16 protein-coding genes are annotated in these 16699 nt (G+C 60.3%); 6 read left to right on the plus strand and 10 right to left on the minus strand.

The features are described from left to right. The 5 genes from B0G76_RS17525 to B0G76_RS17545 all read right to left on the minus strand — a co-directional run bounded on the left by B0G76_RS17525 (position 1) and on the right by B0G76_RS17545 (position 5201). Complete coding sequence (locus B0G76_RS17525; RefSeq protein ID WP_120293718.1) at positions 1 to 342, minus strand: hypothetical protein; 342 nt, start codon at positions 340 to 342, stop codon at positions 1 to 3. A 195-nt stretch (positions 343 to 537) separates the two neighbouring features. Further along, positions 538 to 909, minus strand: coding sequence for a hypothetical protein (locus B0G76_RS17530; protein ID WP_120293719.1), 372 nt, complete (start codon positions 907 to 909; stop codon positions 538 to 540). 188 nt (positions 910 to 1097) lie between these two features. Then, on the minus strand, positions 1098 to 2489 hold the full coding sequence (locus tag B0G76_RS17535; protein WP_120293720.1) for an aspartate aminotransferase family protein: 1392 nt from the start codon (positions 2487 to 2489) through the stop codon (positions 1098 to 1100). A gap of 48 nt (positions 2490 to 2537) precedes the next feature. Continuing rightward, a complete protein-coding gene (locus B0G76_RS17540; RefSeq protein ID WP_120293721.1) occupies positions 2538 to 4010 on the minus strand; it encodes an aldehyde dehydrogenase in 1473 nt (490 codons plus the stop codon). Positions 4011 to 4274: 264 nt separating this feature from the next. Continuing rightward, the gene (locus B0G76_RS17545; RefSeq protein WP_120293722.1) at positions 4275 to 5201 is read right to left on the minus strand and encodes a LysR family transcriptional regulator; all 927 of its coding nucleotides are present in this window, start codon (positions 5199 to 5201) and stop codon (positions 4275 to 4277) included. 179 nt (positions 5202 to 5380) lie between these two features. Here B0G76_RS17545 and B0G76_RS17550 point away from each other — a divergent pair, with 179 nt between their 5' ends. From B0G76_RS17550 to B0G76_RS17570, 5 genes are all read left to right on the plus strand, one after another. Then, complete coding sequence (locus tag B0G76_RS17550; protein WP_120293723.1) at positions 5381 to 6697, plus strand: NAD(P)/FAD-dependent oxidoreductase; 1317 nt, start codon at positions 5381 to 5383, stop codon at positions 6695 to 6697. A 9-nt stretch (positions 6698 to 6706) separates the two neighbouring features. Then, positions 6707 to 7144 (plus strand): RidA family protein, encoded by a 438-nt coding sequence (locus tag B0G76_RS17555; RefSeq protein ID WP_120293724.1) that lies wholly within the window; start codon positions 6707 to 6709, stop codon positions 7142 to 7144. A 10-nt stretch (positions 7145 to 7154) separates the two neighbouring features. Then, positions 7155 to 7832, plus strand: coding sequence for a DUF1028 domain-containing protein (locus B0G76_RS17560; RefSeq protein ID WP_120293725.1), 678 nt, complete (start codon positions 7155 to 7157; stop codon positions 7830 to 7832). Next, a complete protein-coding gene (gene argE / locus B0G76_RS17565) occupies positions 7825 to 8988 on the plus strand; it encodes an acetylornithine deacetylase (protein ID WP_120293726.1) in 1164 nt (387 codons plus the stop codon). The genes B0G76_RS17560 and argE overlap by 8 nt, the downstream gene beginning before the upstream one ends. 154 nt (positions 8989 to 9142) lie before the next feature. Beyond that, the gene (locus B0G76_RS17570) at positions 9143 to 11806 is read left to right on the plus strand and encodes a bifunctional diguanylate cyclase/phosphodiesterase (RefSeq protein WP_120293727.1); all 2664 of its coding nucleotides are present in this window, start codon (positions 9143 to 9145) and stop codon (positions 11804 to 11806) included. 26 nt (positions 11807 to 11832) lie between these two features. Here B0G76_RS17570 and B0G76_RS17575 read toward each other — a convergent pair whose 3' ends face one another. From B0G76_RS17575 to B0G76_RS17585, 3 genes are all read right to left on the minus strand, one after another. Then, complete coding sequence (locus B0G76_RS17575; RefSeq protein ID WP_120293728.1) at positions 11833 to 12093, minus strand: hypothetical protein; 261 nt, start codon at positions 12091 to 12093, stop codon at positions 11833 to 11835. Further along, complete coding sequence (locus B0G76_RS17580; RefSeq protein WP_120293729.1) at positions 12086 to 12835, minus strand: DNA/RNA non-specific endonuclease; 750 nt, start codon at positions 12833 to 12835, stop codon at positions 12086 to 12088. Before B0G76_RS17580 ends, B0G76_RS17575 begins: the two co-directional genes overlap by 8 nt. 367 nt (positions 12836 to 13202) lie before the next feature. Beyond that, positions 13203 to 13565 (minus strand): DUF3564 domain-containing protein, encoded by a 363-nt coding sequence (locus B0G76_RS17585; protein WP_120293730.1) that lies wholly within the window; start codon positions 13563 to 13565, stop codon positions 13203 to 13205. Between the two features lie 160 nt (positions 13566 to 13725). Here B0G76_RS17585 and B0G76_RS17590 point away from each other — a divergent pair, with 160 nt between their 5' ends. Next, positions 13726 to 14400 carry a DUF4410 domain-containing protein gene (locus B0G76_RS17590; RefSeq protein WP_120293731.1) on the plus strand — a complete coding sequence of 225 codons (675 nt, stop codon included), beginning with the start codon at positions 13726 to 13728 and terminating at the stop codon, positions 14398 to 14400. A gap of 80 nt (positions 14401 to 14480) precedes the next feature. On the opposite strand, the gene B0G76_RS17595 is transcribed toward B0G76_RS17590, so the two are convergent. Next, positions 14481 to 16166: an acid phosphatase gene (locus B0G76_RS17595; RefSeq protein ID WP_120293732.1), complete on the minus strand. Its 1686-nt coding sequence runs from the start codon at positions 16164 to 16166 to the stop codon at positions 14481 to 14483. Positions 16167 to 16281: 115 nt separating this feature from the next. Continuing rightward, positions 16282 to 16569: a hypothetical protein gene (locus B0G76_RS17600; protein ID WP_120293733.1), complete on the minus strand. Its 288-nt coding sequence runs from the start codon at positions 16567 to 16569 to the stop codon at positions 16282 to 16284. Between the last annotated feature and the right edge of the window lie 130 nt (positions 16570 to 16699).

The raw sequence follows: 16699 nt of genomic DNA on the forward strand, positions 1-16699 counted from the left end.
TTAGCGCCCCTTTGCGACGGCATGGCGGCGCTTCAGTGGCCCAATCATTGCGGCGGGCAGGGTTGAGATCAGCGTATGCAAGGTGAAGTCGAGGTCGTCGAGTGCAATGTCGAGTTGCACGCGGACTTCTTCGCGCACGGCCTCCGTGCTCACCACATACACGCCGAGCGGAGAACGAAGCAGGGTGCGGAGCTGAGTGCCGGGAAGATCGTGCGAGGGATGGGGCAGGGTCACCTGCAAGCGGGCGCGCGCCGCGGGGAAGGGAATGACATTGTTACGCCGGACCGGCGGCGCGCTGGGCGGCTGCGTTTCGAAGCTGTCGATTGATTGCGTGAGAGCCATTTAATGCGGCGTTCGTTGACGCCATGGTTGATCAAGACAGTTCGAGATTAGACGTCCACGAATAAACGCAGTGCAAAAATTGGGGTGTCAGACAAAAAAAAGGCGAGTCATCAGACTCGCCCTCCCTGAACGGCACCGTTCAGCTTCGATTAACTACACATGCGTGGCCGGTGTGTGCCGAAAGCCGATCACGTGTTATTGCGTCTTCGTCGTGTCGGTCTTTGCGCCGTCGGCTTTTGCCGGGGCATTGCTGGCCTCTTTCGCGCTCTCCGTCTTGGTCTTGCTCGCGCTTGTGTCGACGGTGGCCTTCCTGGTGGCTTTATGGGCTTTTGCGGTGTGGCTCGTGGAAGTCTTTTTCACGTGCGCCTTCGTCGCGGCTTTGGTCGGCGCTTTCGTGGCGGTGGCGCCTTCGTCCGTTGCGCTGGTCTGCGCGGCGGTGCTCGCCTTCAGATTTGCCTGGCCGGCAGGTTGCGTTTGGGCGGGTTGTGCGGCCGACGGCGCAGCGGTTTGTGCGAATGCGGTCGACACGACGAGAGCGGAAGCGAGAGCAGCGAAAAGCGTCTTCATGATGTAACTCCTGTTTGACCGGTGGTTTTTTGTGTCGCGGCTGAAATGTTTCAGCGCTGCCGGTTTAACGCAGGCGGGAGGACAGCAGTTGACGGTGCTCTGGTGACAAAACGTAACGGCGGATACATATTCCCAGGCGCAATTCGAACGCCCGCTATTGGGCGGGCGTTCGATCACACCGAACAGGATCAACGAGTATTGGCGAATACCTTCTGTGCGGTCGCGTCGACGGATTGCCGCATCTTGTCCACCAGTTCGTCGATCTGCGCATGGTCGATCACGAGCGGCGGGGCGACGATCAGCCGGCCGTTCGTCGAGCGCACGATGGCACCCAACTCGAAGCCGACCGTCCGGCTGTGCCAGGTCAACTCGGCCTCGTCGCTAAAGCGCTCACGCGTGGCCTTATTTTTCGCGAACTGTATCGCGGCCACCGCGCCCACGCCCTGGATCTCGCCGATCAGCGGATGATCGGCGAAGGCATCGCGCAATGCTTTCTGCAGATATGGTCCGGTATCGTTCTTCGTGCGCTCGACAAGACGGTCGTTCTCGAGAACATTGAGATTGGCAAGCGCGACCGCTGCTGCGACTGGGTGACCCGAATAAGTCAGTCCGTGCGCGTAGACACCGCCTTTTTCGACAAGCGCCTCGCCGATCCGCCGGCTCATCACCAGGCCACCCATTGGCACGTAGCCCGATGTCAGACCCTTCGCAATACAGATCAAATCCGGCTCGAAGCCGAAGTGCCGATGCGCGAACCATTCTCCGGTTCGCCCGAAACCACCGATCACTTCGTCCGCGCACAACAGCACGTCGTACTGACGGCAAATGCGCTGGATCTCCTGCCAGTAGCCGTCCGGCGGAAAGATCATGCCGCCCGCGCCCTGAAATGGTTCAGCGACAAAGGCGCCGACCCGGTCCGCACCGAGTTCGAGAATCTTCTTTTCGAGTGACAACGCGGCCTGCTTGCCGAATGCTTCGGGGCTAAGATCTCCGCCGTTCGCGTACCAGTAGGGTTCGTCGACGTGCGTCACGTTCGGAATCGGCAGGTCGCCCATCTCATGCATGAAGGCCATGCCGCCCAGCGACGCGCTGCCGACAGTCGACCCGTGATAGCCATTGATTCGCCCGATCAAAACCTTCTTGCCGGGCTGGCCCTGGATGTCCCAATACCGCCGGACCGTACGAATGAGCACTTCATTCGCCTCGGAACCCGAGTTCGTGTACACGACATGACTAAAGCGATCGCCGAGCAATGAGAAGAGCCGCTCCGACAATTCAATCACGGCGGGATGCGTGGTGTGAAAGAACATGTTGTAGTACGACAGGTTCTTCATTTGCCGCGACGCCGCGTCGATCAGTTCCTGACGGCCGTAACCGACGTTGGTGCACCAGAGACCGGACATGCCATCGATGTAACGGTTGCCGTCGTTATCCCAGAGATAGACACCGTCGCCTCGAACCATCACGCGCGCCCCTTCGTTGTTCAGGGCTTTCTGATCGACGAAGGCATGCAGGTGATGGGCTGCATCGCTTTGTTGGTAATCGCGAGTGGCGCGGTGCGGAAAATTAGGCGCATTCATGTTCAAGGTTCCAGTTGTGTGACGTGTAACGGACGGTTGATCGCCGGATCAGTAGGAAATCCACGTCGTCTTGAGTCCCGTGTATTTGTCGAGTGCATGCAACGACAGATCGCGGCCGAACCCCGATTGCCGGAAACCGCCAAACGGAGTTTGCGCGCTGAGTGCGTCGACGGTGTTGACGGAAACCGTGCCGGCACGCAGGCGCGACGCCACGCGATGCGCACGCGACAGGCCGCCCGTCCAGACCGATGCGGCGAGTCCATAAATCGAATCGTTGGCAAGCGCGATGGCCTCGTCCTCGGTATCGAATTTGAGAACCGAGAGAACCGGCCCAAAGATTTCTTCTCGCGCAATCGGATCGCTTGCGTTCACATCGACAAAGATGGTCGGCTCAACGAAATACCCCTTGCCGTCGACAAGACGTGTTCCGCCACCGGTTGCGAGCGTCGAACTCGTGCGGCCCCGCTCGATCCATCCTTTTACCCGGTCGAATTGGGCGCGGTCGACGATTGCGCCCATGCCGCTGGCAGGATCAAGCGGATCGCCCGGCATGAAGTCGAGCGAATGGGTGATCAATCGATCGACAAATTCATCATGGATCGAGCGATGCACCAGCAGTCGTGAATTAGCCGAGCACACTTCGCCCTGGTTGAAGAAGATGCCGAAGCACGCCTTGCGGGCTGCAAGATCGACATCGTCAGCGTCTTCGAAAACCAGATTGGGACTCTTGCCGCCGCATTCGAGCCAGACCTGCTTCATGTTCGATTGCGCGGTGTATTCGAGAAACTTCTTGCCGACGACCGTCGATCCCGTAAACGCCAGGACGTCGACGTCCGGATGCAATCCGAGCGCGCGTCCAGCCGTCTCTCCGAACCCGGGCACGACGTTCAGCACGCCCGGTGGCAGTCCAGCCTCGAGCGCGAGTTCGGCAAGACGCAGTGCGGATAGTGGCGATTGCTCCGCGGGCTTCAGTACGACGCTGTTGCCCGCTGCAAGTGCGGGTGCAATTTTCCAGGCCACCATATCGAGCGGAAAATTCCACGGCACGACTGCGCCGACCACGCCGAGCGGCTCGCGTGTAACAACAGCGAGATTGCCCGGATCGGTCGAGGCGACCTCGCCGTTCAGTTTGTCTAGCGCTTCGCCATACCAGCAGAACAGGCTGCTTGCGGCCGGCACGTCGATGTTGAAGGCGTCGGCCACGCGCTTGCCCATATTGAGCGAGTCGAGCAGGGCGAGCTCTTCGCCGTGGGACGCAATCAATGCACCTAACCGGCACAAGACACGCTTGCGTTCCGCCGGCGGACAACGCGACCAGTGTCCTGCATCAAACGAAACACGGGCAGCACGAACGGCGTCGTCGATATCCACAACGCCACAGGATGCAACGTTGGCAATCACCGTCTCGGTTGCCGGATTGATCGCCTGGAAAGTCTCACCGCTCAATGCGTCCGTGAAGCGTCCGTCAATGTGTGCCTGCGTTCGCGGGAGAACGTCCGCGGCCAGTCGCCGCCAGTCCATATGGCTGTGAATATCGGCTGAAGAGTGACTCAAGGATTAACTCCGGTCTGGAGATGGGAAACTCTGCGCGCCCATCTCGTGTGTCGATGATCGAAACAGCTACCGCTCTACCACCCCACTGTCGACCAACAAAAAGGGACCGGAAAGAACAAATTTGCTCTTCATTGCATCTGTTTTTCCTATTCATTTTGACAGTTGCATTCCTTTCCAGTAGTGAAGTACCCGTCGACAGCATGATCGTGGTCGGGCCTCAGCGCAAAAAACTCAGCGCTTCGCGTGCTGTTTTTTTATCTGCGCTTCACAGAAAGCCGTGAAATGCCGCACAACCTGTCTCGGCTTCATGTTGCGCGACTGTGCAATGCCCAACGTGGCCGCTGTCACGTCGTCCTTGAACCGCTTGACGACGAAATCCTCACCATCCACGGTATGAGTCGATTTGAGCGGAAAGTTCAGGATGCTGTATCCCAGACCGTTCGCCACCATGCCGCGAACCACCTCGGGTTGCGCGGACTTGAACGCCGGAACCGGACGCTCGCCCACCGCATCGAACAGCGCCGCAAAATATTCGCGGCTATGGGGCAGGTCCAGCATCACGTAGGGTTCCCCCACGAGATTCGAAAGCGCGACCGAGCGATGCTGGGCCAGATGGTGGGTTTTCGGCAAGATGACGTACGGCGGCAGCGTCAGCATCGGCAGGAATTCAATGTCGTCGGTCAGATCGATGCTGTAGGTCAGCGCGAGGTCGAGCGATCCGTCGTGCAGGGCCGTGAACAAATCTTCCTGATGCGCCTCCAGCGTCTGGAATACGACGCCGGCATGTTGAGCGACAAATTGGCTGATGAGCCCCGGCAGCAACGGCGGAGCAAGCGAGACCAGGCAGCCGAACGCAATGCCACCCGATATGCCGGTGTCCATTCCGCGTGCGGCAACCTGTAGTTCCTCTGCGTTCTTCAGCAGGTCACGCGTCTTGCCGAGCATCTCGCGCCCTGCCTGGGTCAGAGAGAGCCCGGAGGCATGGTGACGGAGGAACAGTTGCACACCAAAAGACTCCTCCAGCTCGGCAATCGCCGTGGAAATCGAGGGCTGCGAAATGTGCAGGATTTTTGACGCGCCGGTAAATGACAGCGCTTCTGCCGTCACGACAAAGTATCGCAACTGGCGCAGCGAATACCGAAGCAGTGGGCTTTCCATTGAACTGTCCCCATGAGAAAAATCATTCTGGCGGCGCCGGGCGCGGCGCCCGGTTACAGGCCGATTATCCCGCGCTTTGCATAGCTAAAACAGATGATTTGCATTTTTTAAATGTGTTTTTCAGATGGTGCGTATCCGCGTAGATTGCTTTCGTTAGTCGATCCTGGAGGGAGAGAGCCATGACAGTTGAAAGAACATCAATCGACACGCTTGTGGTTGGCGCCGGTCAGGCCGGCATCGCCATGAGTGAACACCTGGGCAAATTCGGGGTGCCCCACCTCGTTCTGGAGCGCGACCGTATCGCCGAACGCTGGCGCACGGGACGGTGGGATTCTTTGGTTGCCAATGGACCGGCCTGGCACGATCGTTTTCCGGGCATGGAGTTCGACGATCTCGACCCCGACGCCTTTGCAACGAAAGATCAGGTTGCGGACTATTTTGAAGCTTATGCCAGGAAGTTCAACGCGCCCATCCGCACGGGTGTGGAAGTGACGAAGGTTGTGCGCAATGCCGGCCGCTCGGGCTTCACTGTTGAAACAACTGAGGGTGTAATCGAGGCCAACCGCGTGGTGGTTACAACCGGACCTTTTCAGCGCCCGGTTATTCCACCGATCGCTCCAAAGGCTGGAACGATCGCGCAGATCCACTCCGCCGAATATCGCAATCCGAAGCAATTGCCCGAGGGGGGTGTTCTGGTGGTCGGCGCCGGGTCGTCGGGCGTGCAGATCGCGGATGAGTTGCAACGCGCGGGCAAGATGGTTTACCTCTCGGTTGGACCGCACGATCGTCCTCCACGCGCTTATCGCGGCCGTGACTTTTGCTGGTGGCTGGGCGTTCTCGGCGAATGGGATGCCGAGGTCATGCGACCGGGCAAGGAGCACGTCACGATTGCGGTAAGCGGTGCGCGTGGCGGCCATACGGTCGACTTCCGGCGTCTTGCCAATCAGGGAATGGCGCTGGTTGGTTTGACGAAGTCGTTCAATGACCGCGTAGTGACTTTCGAATCGGATCTGGCAGACAACCTTGCTCGCGGCGACGAAAACTATCTGTCGCTGCTGAATGCAGCTGACGCCTACATTGCCCGTAATGGTCTCGACCTTCCGGAAGAACCTGAAGCCCGCCATACGCTCCCGGACCCGGAATGCGTGACGCATCCCATTCCTGAGCTCGATCTCGCCGAGGCCGGCGTCACCTCGGTCGTCTGGGCAACCGGCTATGCGGTCGATTACAGCTGGCTGCATGTGAATGCCTTCGATGCAAACGGAAGGCCGCGGCATCAGCGCGGCGTGTCGAGCGAGCCTGGTGTCTATTTCCTGGGTCTGCCGTGGCTCTCGCGTCGTGGCTCCGCTTTCATCTGGGGCGTCTGGCACGACGCCCGGCATATTGCCGACCATATCGTCACGCAGCGCAAATATCTCTCCTACCGCGATGCCTCAGAACGTCAGGCAGAAGACGGTCGCGAGTTCTGCAAAGCAGATTTTCTTTCTGAGTATTGAGGTGCACTAATGAGCCAGCCTACACACACCCGAATCCGCATGTTCAACACCAGGGATACCTACCCGAACCAGACGCTGGACAACGATCTCTGTCAGGCCGTGCGCGCCGGCAACACCGTCTATGTGCGCGGTCAGGTGGGCACCGATTTCGAAGGCCGCCTCGTCGGGCTCGGCGATGCGGGCGCCCAGGCCGCGCAGGCGATGAAGAACGTCAAGCAGTTGCTGGAAGAGGCGGGCAGCGACATGTCCCACATCGTCAAGACCACCACCTACCTGATCGACCCGCGCTATCGCGAGCCGGTGTATCAGGAGGTCGGCAAATGGCTTAAGGGCGTGTTCCCCATTTCCACCGGCCTGGTGGTGAGCGCCTTGGGCCAGCCGCAGTGGCTGATGGAGATCGATGTGATCGCAGTGATCCCGGATAACTGGAAGCCGACCGAGGCCTGAGGAGTAGGACATGACATTCTCTATTGTCGGTCGTTGCCCGGAAACGGGGCTGCTTGGGATCGCCATCAGCTCGTCCAGTATCGCGGTGGGCGCGCGATGCCCCTGGGTGCGTGCACGGGTGGGTGCGGTGGCAACCCAGAACGTCACCCTGCCTGCACTCGGCCCGCAGATTCTCGACCTCCTCGAACACCAGTCGATCGAGCCTGCGGCGGCGCTGGACAGGGCGCTCAGTGCCAACGGCTGGAGCGAGTATCGACAGGTGACGGTGATCGATGGCGAGGGCCGTACCGCGTTCTTCAGTGGTAAAGAAGCTCTGGGCGTGCACAACGCTGTGGCGGGTGAGCAATGCGTAGCCGCCGGCAACCTGTTGGCCGGTGTCCAGGTCATCGAGGCGATGGTTCAGGCTTTCGAGAAAGCTTCCGGGATGCTGGCCGACCGCCTGCTGGCGGCCATGCATGCCGCGATGGCCGCCGGTGGCGAAGCGGGGCCCGTGCACTCGGCGGCGCTCAAAGTTGTTGGCGACGTGGCGTGGCCGATCGTCGATTTGCGTGTCGATTGGGCGGATGACAACCCAATTGGCCAACTGGACGCGCTCTGGCAAGCCTATCGGCCGCAGATGCAGGACTACCTGGCCCGGGCGTTGAATCCCACCGCTGCGCCCAGCTACGGGGTGCCGGGCAATGAGTGAGGTGTCCAGCCGTGAACTGCTCGAACGACTGATCGGTTTCGCCACCGTCAGCCGGGATTCCAACCTGGAACTGATCGCTTTCATCCAGCATTACCTGGCGGAACTCGGCGTGGAGAGCGAGCTTTTCCACAACCCGGAGCGCACCAAGGCCAACCTGTTCGCCACCATCGGTCCGCGTGATCGAGGTGGCGTGGTGCTTTCCGGCCATACCGACGTGGTGCCGGTGGAGGGGCAGGCCTGGACGATGGAGCCGTTCCATCTCACCGAAAGAGACGGGCGGTTGTACGGTCGCGGGACGGCCGACATGAAGGGCTTCATCGCCTCGGTGCTGGCGGCGGTACCGGTCTTTCTCAAACGGATGCTGGAGTTGCCGGTCCACCTGGCCTTCTCCTACGACGAGGAAGTGGGATGCCTGGGCGTGCGGCCGATGTTGGCGGAATTGGCAAAGCGTCCGCGCAAGCCACGCTTGTGCCTGATCGGCGAACCGACTGAGATGAAACCGGTGCTGGGTCACAAGGGCAAACTGGCCATGCGCTGCCAGGTGAAAGGGGCAGTCTGTCATTCGGCCTATGCACCTTATGGGGTCAATGCGATTGAATATGCGGCGCGACTGATCGGCCGGTTGGGAGAGATCGGTGCACAACTGGCACGGCCTGAACATCATGATCAACGCTTCGATCCGCCGTTCTCGACCGTGCAGACCGGCCTAATCAAAGGTGGCCGTGCGCTGAACATCGTGCCGGCTGAATGCGAATTCGATTTCGAGGTACGCACGCTGCCAGGCTTTCATGCCCACGCAGTCGCGGACGAGCTGCAGGCCTATGCTGAAGCCGAACTGCTGCCGAAGATGCGTTCGGTCCAGCCCGATACGGACATTCGCTTCCAGCCGCTCTCCGCCTATCCGGGATTGGCCACCTCACCCGACAGCGAAGCGGCGCGCCTGCTGGCGCTGCTGAGCGGTTCCACCGGGTTCGGCACGGTGGCCTTCGGCACAGAGGGCGGACTGTTCGATCAGGCGGGCATTCCTACCGTGGTCTGCGGCCCGGGAAGCATGGATCAAGGGCACAAGCCTGACGAATTCATTACCCTTGAGCAACTGTCGCGCTGCAATGCCATGTTGGCTCGCCTCGCCGACTATCTCCGGAGCCCAGTCTGATTCAGTCTCCGCACCGGAGCCGCATCGATTCGTCGATCGCTAATCGCACTTCAACCGGTATTTGTACCCATTAAGAAGTGGCGAAGCAGACCGTTAAGCCCTTTGTGCCTAGTTGGATCTTTGTTGTTCGCACACTGGCTTATCAGGTCTACCCATGCTGAATCGTTCCCCACTCTGGCTGGATCTTCTTCGTCGTCGCCAATTCGAGTTGGTCCTGTTCCTGTCTGTGTTCGTGTTGATCGGACTGGCCGGCTACGGCCTTGCTCGGGACCGCATCAAGTTGGTAGAGACGGGGCACAAGGACGCGCTGACCATTGCAGAGGCCGTGCAGCTGCATATTTCGGGTGAACTTGTGCGGGCCACCCATAGCATCCTGGGCGTTCGCTCGGATTTACAAGGCCATCCGGGTGCAGGCACGCGTCTGATGCAGGCTAGCCTGTCGGATGCGATGCGCTACGACACCGTTTCGGCGCGTGTTGGGGTCGACCACGGTGGCGAAGTCCTGATGGTGGACCGCGCGGGCTTCTTCCTCAATCAACCCGCCATGGCAAGCGCGCTAAAGGCGGCGTTCAGGACCCTGCAGGCGAACGTTGTCGAGCCCCTCCCGCTGATCCATGACGATGAGAGCGGCATCTGGTATTTACCCCTGGCGTTACGCAGCGCGGAGTCCAGCAGGGACGCGGACGTTTTCTTCTCACTCGTTCCGGCGGAGAAGTTGATCGAAGCGGCCGCCAGTCTTCAATTGGTAACGGATGGACGCTTTGGTTTGTTCACGGGCGACGGGAAAAGGCTGTTCCGCTACCTTAGCCGCGAGCGCGTCTTCGAGATTCGCCCGGCTCCGGTTCCACCGAACGCGCTACGAATCCTGGCGGCGCAGCAATCGGGGACATTTGAAAGCGAATCCTCCGTCGATCGACAATACGACATATTCGGTTACTCACACTCCGACGCGCTACCGCTCTTTGTGGTGGTGGGCGTGCCTAAGCGTTCGCTTGAAATCGCGTGGTTGAGACAGTCTGCCGTGCAGCTTTTTTTACTGTTGGCAGGGACTATTGCATCGCTTGTCTTCGGTTTGCGACTGAAGAAGACCGTTCTGGACCTGAGGGGCAGCCACAGCCAGTATCGGCAACTGTTCAGATCGGTGGGCGACGGATTGGTTATTCTGAATCGCGACGGCGTCATCCAGAAATGCAATCAGGCGGCTTCCCGCCTTTTGCGTGTTGGATCGGAACAGGATCTCGCCGGTGTGAATCTTTTCCATCTGACTGTTACGGATAGAGATTCAGCGGTGGTCGAGTCCCGCGGACTAAGACAACTGCGCAAACTCCAGCCGGGCGAAACGTGCATCCATGACTGGCAATTTCGGCGCGTTGGCCAGTCGGGCATGGTCCACGTGAAAATGCAGCTATTCGCGTCTCCGCACGAGACGGATGCATGCGTCACCGCGCTGCTGCGAGACGTGACGGCCGAGCGCGAGTACCTTGCGCGGCAGGAATTTCTCGCCCGGCACGATGCGCTCACGGGGCTGCTGAATCGTTCCGCGTTCCTCGATCATCTTGCTAGCCGAATCGGCCGCGATTCGAACACGTCGTTCTTCGTTGCGTTTGTGGACTTGAACCGTTTCAAGGACATTAACGATTCATTGGGGCATCACGCTGGCGACACGGTCCTTGAAATTCTGGGCGGGAGACTAAGCCGCGTGCTTGGAAGCCGGTCTGGCTGCATTGGCAGACTTGGGGGGGACGAAATTGCGGTTTGCGCGGACCCGACGCAATGGGCAGGTGGCGTCGCCGAGTTTTGCGACGAATTGCACGCAGCCGTGCAAAGAACCTTCACGCTCAACGATGCGAATTTCGAAATTTCCGCGAGTGTCGGCATCGCGGTCTATCCCGATGACGCAACCGATCCCGAGCAGCTTCTGCGCTGTGCCGACATTGCCATGTATTCCGCAAAACGGGCATTGATTCCGTTTGAGCACTATTCGTCGAAGCTGGATTGCTACGCGCCGCGCTCATTGACCTTCAAGTCCGATTTTGCGCGCGCCATCCGCAACGGCGATCTGGCGCTGGCGTACCAGCCAAAAGTGCGCTTGAGCGATGGGGCCCTGGTCGGCTTCGAGGCATTGGCGCGATGGACACATCCGAGTCAGGGTGCCATATCGCCTGGTATTTTCGTTCCTTTGGCGGAAACGACGGAGTTGATTTATCCCTTTACGGATCGCGTGATCCGGATGGCGATGCAGCAACTGAAGTGGTGGTCGCTGCTGGATCGGAGGGCGTCGGTATCTGTCAACGTTAGCGTGAACAATCTGCTGCATCGGGATTTCGTGGCGCAAGTACGCGCATTGCTCGTCGAGTTCGATGTTTCGCCCGAGCAACTCGAACTGGAAGTCACGGAAAGCGCACTGATGAGCGATCCCGGTACGGCACTGATGCAACTTTGTCAGATTCGGGACATCGGCGTCAGACTGTCTATCGACGACTTTGGCGCGGGCCACTCTTCGCTCGCTTATCTGAAGAGGCTTCCTGTCCACATCCTGAAGATCGATCGCTCCTTTATTGCCTCACTCATGACCGAAGAAGCGGATCGCCGGATCGTGGAATCGTCCATCGCGCTGGCGCATAGCTTCAATCTGGAAGTGGTGGCCGAGGGGGTGGAAACGTCCGAGGTAGCCGACTTACTGACGAACATGGGATGCGATATCGCGCAAGGCTACTTCTATGGCCGGCCGGCGGGAGCGGAGGAGATGACCGCGCAGTGGTTGTCGAAAGATTCGGCCGGTGCGAAAGCGAGGCGACCGGCAACGACAATGGTATGAGTGTGACGGTGCAAATTGGAAATGCGTTATTGAAACGGATTCTGCACCACGCCCGGTTTCGCATCCGGCTCGTCTTTCACCTTCGCCGGCAAATTGGGCTGCGCCTGCAGCGCAGTCACCACCGCATCGATCGCTTCCTTCAATGCAAGCGCCGCCTTCAGCCCGCGCTGATCTTGCGTCAACTCCAGCGTTCCGTTCAGCACCACGCGTGTGGTGCCGTTGCTGACAGTGAGTGCGTCGCCCTGGATGTTGAGCACGTCGTCATCGTTCGAATAGGGTTTAAACACCTTTCAGTCCTCCCGGTCGCTGGTCTTTGAGATTCTCCGGAATACCCGGAAAACGGATGCCCGAGGCCGCCTCGAGCTCGTGAATCGTCCTGAGGTCGTAGCGGTTGGTCGAAACGTTGTCCACCACCACCGCGAACGCCATTTGCCGGGACGGCACGTAGACCACCTTGAACAATTGCGTCGGTACGAAGACGCGCGTCGGTCCGATTGTCTGCAGTTGCTGGCCGTTGAAAATCGGTCCGGTAATCACATAGACATCGTTGTACGACACCGCGATCTTACGCACCGACGTTTCAATACGCGCCCACAGGCGCTGATTGTTCTCGCGGTTCTGCGGCACGACGTTGGCCAGCGAAAACGATTGTGCCATCGCTTCCTGATTCCAGCGATTGCCTGCCGGGCTCATATGCCCGCGATCGAAGCCGCTGCGCTTATAGTCCGCGAGCGTTGCGCCTTCGCCGTCGGGCAAACGCGCGTCTTCGAAGAATTTGTTGGTGCGCACCATGTCTTTGGCGGCTTCGATATGGTCGCGCGTCAGATGCTCGGCGGACCACAGCGGACCATGCGTGATACCCGAATGCAGCACAGCGAAATCGCTGTAGCAAAGCATGCGCGTTTTCGGCGCCATCTTCTGATTGGTCAGAACCGGCCATTGCGCATTCGGGGTGAACTGGGTGCAGGAAGGCGCCGCGCTCGCGTGAGCGGCAACGGCGAACAACAGACAGGCAAACCACTTCTTCATGTTTCAATCAGTTGAAGGATCGGGGGGCGCAAGTATAGCGTCGGAGGCCTGTATCGAGAGAGGTGGAATGCAGGAAATTACAGAGGAACGAAGCGGATTTTGCGCGGCGCCGGCGGCGATCAAAATGGTGCAAAGCGTATGAAGTGCATGGCGCACGGCAAAAGCGCCGCACCAAAAAAAACGGGCCGCTTTGCAGCGACCCTAATGCGTGGAATTCAAACTCTACGCGCGCAAACTTAAGATCGACTTAAGCGCGCGGTGCAGAGTATCGAATAGGTTGAAGATCGAACTCGCAAACCAATCCCCCGCACACGAACGGTGCGGTTTGAACGAGTAAAAATTTCGACCGGCGAAAAAGTGCCGGAACTTAATTGCCGAATACGCTGTGCTCGGCATGCACGTTCTGGCGGTCGACGGCCTGCAAGCGCCAGAAGCCGCTCGTCGCTGCGTGTGTGGGCAAGGCTGTCCAGGCCGCGGCGCCTTGCGCCGCGCTCACACGTTGCTTGCGATCAACATGCAATCCACGCAGCGTGCATAGCGGCGCATCCGCGCTTGGCGCACAGAGCGTTGTCACGCCGTCGTCGTCGTCGTGTAACTCGCCCCACGGGGGCAGATCGATCCCTTGATGCGCTTCTCTCGACCACCGGTGTTCTTCGGTGTCGAGCCATAGCACAGCGTAGTCATGGCTGACGGTGGGATCGGAACCGTTGATGAGGATGGTCAGGCGCATAGCAGTTCCGTACAAATTGCGAAGTATTGCTTTATCAGTCTATGCCGCAACGTGCGTTATGCAAGGCAAAAAGGGTCGACGATCGGGAACGAAAAAACATACGTCCAGCGCATCCGGTTGTACGATAGCCGCCTCAGTAAAACTTTCGCGGAGCCGCACCATGCTGCGTCGATTTTTCCAACTTTCGGTAATCGCGGGATGCCTGAGTGCGGTACCGGCACTCAGTGCCGCGGCGGATAGCGCGCCCTTCGCGGCGCCGGCGCCGATCGTCTATGTGGCCGACTTCGACCTCGACGTGGCCAACGTGACACCTGACAGCGGACCCGGGGAACGACTGCGCCGCCTGCGGGGTCTGCTGCCGAGCGGCCCCGGCCCGATGGGCAAGGACAAGAATCCGCAGGATCACGCCAAGGACATCGTGAACGAGATGGCGGACGCGCTTACGGCGGATCTGAAAAAAGGTGGCGTCGATGCACGCCGCCTTGCGTCCGGTCAGCCGTTGCCCGCAACGGGTTGGCAAGTGCGCGGCGTGTTTCTGAATGTCGACGACGGCAATCGTCTAAGACGCGCCATGGTCGGTCTCGGTGCGGGTCAGAACAATATTCAGGTCGTGGTGTCGTGCGACAGCCTGGGGTCGGCTGACTTGCCGCCGCTCTATCAGGCTGTGGAAGAGGCCGACAGCAAGAGTAAGCCGGGCGCGGTGATCAAACTCAATCCCTACGTGATCGCGGCCAAGTTCGTGATGGCGAGCGGCGATGAGAAAAAGACGATCAAGAAGACCGCGCAAGAGATCTCGGATGCGGTGATTGCGAAGCTGCACGGGGTGGCGCAGTGATTGACGCACTGCTTGCTCACCCCGCGAGCTAAGTAAGTGACGCAGGTAAGTGACGCAACTAAGCGACGCAGCTAAGCCTCTCAGGCCAGATTCAGCGTACCCGTCAAATCGCCAAGCGGCGCCAGGCCGTTCTGCGCAAAAGCCCGATCTCGTGCGGCAATTCCATCGAGCGGCGCCAGCCCATGCACGCGGCTAATCAGGCGAAGAATCGAATTGGTGTCGTACACCGTGTGATCGACATAGCCCTTCTTCGCCAGCGGCGAAATCACCAACGCGGGAACCCGCGATCCCGGCCCCCAGCGGTCGCCCTTTGGCGGCGCGACCGGATCCCACCAGCCGCCGTTCTCATCGACCGTGACGACCACGACCGTACTGGCCCACCGCGGGCCGCGCTGAAGATGCTCAATCACCGTCGCGATGTGACGATCCCCTGAAGCGACGTCCGCGTACCCCGCGTGCATGTTCAGGTCGCCTTGCGGTTTGTAGAACGTGACCGCCGGCAAACGCCCCGCGTCGATGTCGGCAAGCAGACGATTGGTGGACGCGTCGTCGCCGAGTCCCGCGTCGCGCAGATACTTGCGCCGCGCGGCCGTGCCCGGCGCGTAATTGGCAAAGTAGTTGAACGGCTGATGGTGGTACTGGAAGTCCGGCACCGCGCCCGTATCCTGATGCTCCAGCGCGTACTGCCACGCACCGCTGTACCACGCCCAGTCGACGCCCTTGTCCGTCAGACGGTCGCCGATCGTCGCGAAGTTCTGCGGCGGCATCACGCGCGGATTCGACGGGTCGGCGAGCGCGGGATTGCCACCTTCGGCCGGACGCACACTGCTCGGCTGGAACGGCGGCGCCATCGTGTTGACGGCGTAGCCGTCGGCGGTAAACGCACCGTCGTTGACGAATTTCGGCGGACCGTCGAGCGCGGATGCCGGCGAGTCCGGCGCCACCTTGAGCCGTGTGCCGGTCGGATCGTCTCCGTCGAGCACCGAGACCATTTTCTTCGCCGGACTGTTGTGGATGTCGGGATAGAACGGCGCCTGCGCCGCGATCAGAAAGATGTGGTTCAGCCACGACCCGCCGAAGGCCGCCATGAAGAAGTTGTCGCACAGCGTGTATTGCTGCGCGAGATTCCACAGACGCAGCGTGTCGGCGGAATTACGGTAATGCCCCATCACCAGGCCGCCGGAGTCGCCCCATGCGGCAAACTGATTGTTGCGCCCGGCGTTGATCTGCATCTGATTCTGATAGAAGCGGTGTATCAGATCGCGGGTGATCACGCCGTTCGGCAATGGTGCGCCTTGCGCGTCGGTGATATGGAACGGGCCGTTGCGCAGGTTGCCGATATCCTTCTGACCGATCATGTAGCGCTTGCCGTCCACCTCCTGGGCTTGCGGCACGAGGCCGCCCCAGATTGCCGGCAGGCGCGGCAGCGGCGTCTTGCCGTCGCGGTCGAGTTGCAGATAGCGCTCGGCGCTCACCGCATCCAGTGGATGCTGGACGCCGGGAAAGTTGCCGTACAGGTTCGCGAAGCTGCGGTTCTCGGCGTAGATCACCACGATCTGTTTGACCTGGTCGCGTAGCGCGGCGTCGAGCCGCAAGTCGGCGGCGCTGCGCGGCGCCATCTCGCTCGCGGCACCTTGCTCGGTCTTGCAACCGGTCAGCGCGAGTCCGAGGCCGACCGCGGCGATCCCGGTCAGGACACGGCGGCGTTCGGGGTCGTCGGGGGTGTCGTCGGGGTTTGGCGGCAGGGTGGAGTCGTTGTCTGTCATCGGTAGGTTTCGAGGTTAGCGTGACGGGCGCATGACAATCAGACAGCTGCCGCTCGGGGCGGCGTGCGCGCGGCACCGGGTTCAGAATCGAAGGGGCCGGAAGGTTCCGGCACAGCTAAGGTAATCGTCGCTTCACGCGCCAACTGCTGTGCGTCGAATCGATGGCGAATAGAAGCCAATGTCTGGCGTCCACAGGATGACGCCGCTGCGTAGCGTAACCGTCAACGGTCAACTCGAGTTCATCGAAAGTCCGCCGATGGCAGGTGGCGTGCGCCCCGGAGCCGTCCGCGAATTCGACTATCGCTGCGGCCGCGCCGGCCGGTTCGGGCAGATGCGCGATTTGCACGGCGCAGCCCGGATAAAGATGTGAATCGGCAACCTGGATCTGGACGGAATCGGACATGAGCGTGGCCTCCGGACGCCTGGCGGGAGCCAACGGGCGGCAATGAGACCTCGCGCGATGGACCGCACCAAAGAATAGCACCGGGATAGCACCGCGCGAAACGATCGCGGTGGCGATAAATGACCTGCGG

Source organism: Paraburkholderia sp. BL23I1N1 (assembly GCF_003610295.1).
Classification (GTDB): Bacteria; Pseudomonadota; Gammaproteobacteria; order Burkholderiales; family Burkholderiaceae; genus Paraburkholderia.

What these genes read in the sequence shown, in the direction of transcription:
- B0G76_RS17525 (WP_120293718.1), bottom strand. Translation starts at nt 342, where the DNA reads ATGGCTCTCACGCAATCAATCGACAGCTTCGAAACGCAGCCGCCCAGC.
- B0G76_RS17530 (WP_120293719.1), bottom strand. Translation starts at nt 909, where the DNA reads ATGAAGACGCTTTTCGCTGCTCTCGCTTCCGCTCTCGTCGTGTCGACC.
- B0G76_RS17535 (WP_120293720.1), bottom strand. Translation starts at nt 2,489, where the DNA reads ATGAATGCGCCTAATTTTCCGCACCGCGCCACTCGCGATTACCAACAA.
- B0G76_RS17540 (WP_120293721.1), bottom strand. Translation starts at nt 4,010, where the DNA reads ATGGACTGGCGGCGACTGGCCGCGGACGTTCTCCCGCGAACGCAGGCA.
- B0G76_RS17545 (WP_120293722.1), bottom strand. Translation starts at nt 5,201, where the DNA reads ATGGAAAGCCCACTGCTTCGGTATTCGCTGCGCCAGTTGCGATACTTT.
- B0G76_RS17550 (WP_120293723.1), top strand. Translation starts at nt 5,381, where the DNA reads ATGACAGTTGAAAGAACATCAATCGACACGCTTGTGGTTGGCGCCGGT.
- B0G76_RS17555 (WP_120293724.1), top strand. Translation starts at nt 6,707, where the DNA reads ATGAGCCAGCCTACACACACCCGAATCCGCATGTTCAACACCAGGGAT.
- B0G76_RS17560 (WP_120293725.1), top strand. Translation starts at nt 7,155, where the DNA reads ATGACATTCTCTATTGTCGGTCGTTGCCCGGAAACGGGGCTGCTTGGG.
- argE (WP_120293726.1), top strand. Translation starts at nt 7,825, where the DNA reads ATGAGTGAGGTGTCCAGCCGTGAACTGCTCGAACGACTGATCGGTTTC.
- B0G76_RS17570 (WP_120293727.1), top strand. Translation starts at nt 9,143, where the DNA reads ATGCTGAATCGTTCCCCACTCTGGCTGGATCTTCTTCGTCGTCGCCAA.
- B0G76_RS17580 (WP_120293729.1), bottom strand. Translation starts at nt 12,835, where the DNA reads ATGAAGAAGTGGTTTGCCTGTCTGTTGTTCGCCGTTGCCGCTCACGCG.
- B0G76_RS17585 (WP_120293730.1), bottom strand. Translation starts at nt 13,565, where the DNA reads ATGCGCCTGACCATCCTCATCAACGGTTCCGATCCCACCGTCAGCCAT.
- B0G76_RS17590 (WP_120293731.1), top strand. Translation starts at nt 13,726, where the DNA reads ATGCTGCGTCGATTTTTCCAACTTTCGGTAATCGCGGGATGCCTGAGT.
- B0G76_RS17595 (WP_120293732.1), bottom strand. Translation starts at nt 16,166, where the DNA reads ATGACAGACAACGACTCCACCCTGCCGCCAAACCCCGACGACACCCCC.
- B0G76_RS17600 (WP_120293733.1), bottom strand. Translation starts at nt 16,569, where the DNA reads ATGTCCGATTCCGTCCAGATCCAGGTTGCCGATTCACATCTTTATCCG.